Origin of the sequence: Corallococcus sp. CA049B (assembly GCF_003611685.1) — a bacterium.
GTDB classification, from domain to species: Bacteria; Myxococcota; Myxococcia; order Myxococcales; family Myxococcaceae; genus Corallococcus; species Corallococcus coralloides.
Genome location: NZ_RAWC01000409.1, coordinates 1 through 2681 on the forward strand (window position 1 = coordinate 1; position 2681 = coordinate 2681).

A 2681-nucleotide genomic window follows, 5' to 3' on the forward strand; every position below is an offset into this window, starting at 1 on the left:
CTCATGGGGCTCCACGCGTGACGGCCCTTTGAGGGCGGCGGCCGTGAGCGGGCCCGCCGGGGACGTCAGGAAGCAGGTTTTGGGACAGGAAGCCGGACGCGGGGCCTGCGAGAAGGCCGAAACCGCCGGTTCCTGAAACCCCCCGACGGCCCTAGCGCCGGCCGGGAGGCACTCACCACCCTAACAGAGCGCCCGGATGGGGCGCCCGCATTTTCGCCGCCCGTGTGCGTGGCCTGTCCACCGGGTGACCTCCCTGGGGGCCCTTCAGCGGATGCGCACGCGGAAGGGCATCATGGCCTTCAGGCCAGGGCGCAGGAGCTCGGGCGAACCCAGCCCCACCTCCCGGGCGAGCACGGACAGGGCCTCCGGCGGGCGCTCCGGCAGCGCGGGCAGCAGCACCCCCGCCAGCGCGTGCACGCCGGGCTCTCCGCCCAGCCTGGAGAGGAAGCCGCGCGCGTCCCCCATGACGTCCAGGTCCACCTCCTCCGAAGCGGCCACCTTCGCGCGCTTGCGCGCCGACGCGATGGCCTCCGGCATGCCGCCCAGCCCGTCCACCAGCCCCCGGGCGAGCGCGTCCTTCCCGCTCCACACCCGGCCCCGCGCCACGGCGTCCACCTTCGCCTTGTCCATCTTCCGGACGCGGGCGACCTCCGTGATGAACGTGTCGTAGGAGTCGTCCACCCAGGTCTGCACCGCGGCCTGCTGCTCGGGCGTCCACGGCTTCCACCACTCCAGCAGGTCCGCCATGTCGCCGCGCTTGAGCGTCTCCTGGTTCACCCCCAGCTTCGTGCCCAGGCCCTCCAGCGCGGGCTTCGGGTAGAAGACGCCGATGCTGCCCGTCAGCGTGGTGGGCTCCGCCAGCACCTCGTCCGCGGCCATCGCCGCGTAGTAGCCGCCGGAGGCCGCCGCGTCGCCCATGGAGGCGATGACGGGCTTGTGCTTCTTCGCCTCCAGCACCGCGCGGTACATCAGGTCCGACGCCAGCACGTCGCCGCCGCCGGAGTCCACGCGCAGGATGATGGCCACCACGGAAGGGTCGTCCTGCGCCTCCTCCAGCGCGCGCACCACCGTCTCCGCGCCCGCCAGCCGCGCGAAGCCCAGCGGGTCCTCGCGGCTGCGGCCCCCGGTGATGTCGCCCAGCACCGGCACCACCGCGATGCGGCGGCGCAGGCCCCAGCGGTCCTCGCGCTCCTCGCGCGGCGAGTACGCCGGGTGGAAGCGCATGCCCGGGAACCACTCCGCCACGCGCGCGTCCAGCTCCGTCGCGGACACCACGCCGTCCAGCAGGCCCGCCGTCTGCGCCCGCTTGGAGGACAGGATGCCCTGCGCCCACGCGGCGCGCAGCCGCTCCGGGGGCAGCTTGCGCCCCGCCTCCACGGCCTTCTCGTAGTGGCTCACCTGGGAGTCCAGGTACGCGTCCAGCGTCTCGCGCTCCGCGGGGCTCATGTCGGAGCGGGTGAACTGCTCCATCGCCGTCTTGTACTCGCCCACGCGCGCCACGTCCCACGTCACGCCCAGCTTCTCCATGGTGCCGCCCAGCGACGTCACCGTGGCGGACAGGCCGTTGATGGGCAGCGACGCCTCCGTCAGCGCGTAGACGCTGTCCGCCGCGGACGCCACCAGGTAGCTGCGGTCATCCCCGGACAGCATCACCACCACGACCTTCTTGCCCGCTTCGCGCAGCTTGAGCAGCGACTGGCGCAGCTCCTCCGCCGTGCCCCAGCCCACGCCGGGCAGGCCCTCCATCTTCACCACCACGCCCTTGAGCCGCTCGTCGCGCGTGGCCAGGTCCAGGAACTTCATCAGGCGCAGGTACGGGTCCGCCTCGCTCACGCCCAGGAGGGCCAGCGCGGGGCTCACGCCGCCGGCCAGCATGTCGTCCAGATCCAGCAGCGCCACCACTCCGCCGCCGCCATGCAGGGCGCGGTAGCGCTCCGACGACAGGCGCACCTGGAGCACGTGGTCCAGGCCGCTGCCCGCGCCGCCCGCCGCGTACGTCAGGCCCGCGTGGCCCAGGTCCACCGTGGCCGCGAACTGGAGGGCCAGGGGAATGCCGCTGACGAAGCCGTGGGACAGGCCGCCGCCCAGCCGCAGGCCGCGCACCACCTCCGCCTGGAGCGTGTACGTGGCCAGGCCCTCCCGGAAGCCTCCCTCCGCGAAGAGCCAGTCCACGCCCAGCGTGTAGCGCTCACCCAGCGGGCGCAGGCCCAGGCCGAAGTTGTAGCGGCGCGGCAGCTTGAGGCCGTCCTGCTCCGGCGCGTTCAGGTCCTTGGCCACCGCGGCCAGCGACAGGAAGCGGAAGGGGCGCGCGGTGAGGCCCACGTCCCAGCTCGTGAGTCCGCTGATGCGGCGGTCATCCGAGCTGCTGAAGTCGTGCAGCGCGGCGCCCAGTTGCAGCGTGCGGGGCCCCAGCGACAGGCCGAAGGACGTCTTGCGGTAGTCCGGCGCGTTCTCGCCGCGGATCCACTCCAGGGAGAAGCCCGCGCCCAGGCCCAAGAGGCGCGTGCCCAGGAACACGGCGTCGCCCACGGAGTCGGACTGGAGGTTTCGCTCGTGGAGGTAGAAGAGCTGCCCCGCGTCCTGGAACCCCAGGCCGGCGGGGTTGAGGGACAGGGCGGGCGCTTCGTCGATGAGCGCCGCGTTGGTGGGCGGCAGGGTGACGCCCCGGGGCGGGGCGGGGG

Annotated in this window: 1 protein-coding gene; it reads right to left on the reverse strand. The window is 73.5% G+C overall.

Features of this window, described 5'->3' with window-relative positions; translation table 11 throughout:
• Positions 1-264: 264 nt before the first annotated feature.
• The coding region (gene sppA / locus D7W82_RS39205; RefSeq protein WP_120623125.1) for a signal peptide peptidase SppA at positions 265-2681 on the reverse strand (2417 nt) is incomplete at its 5' end.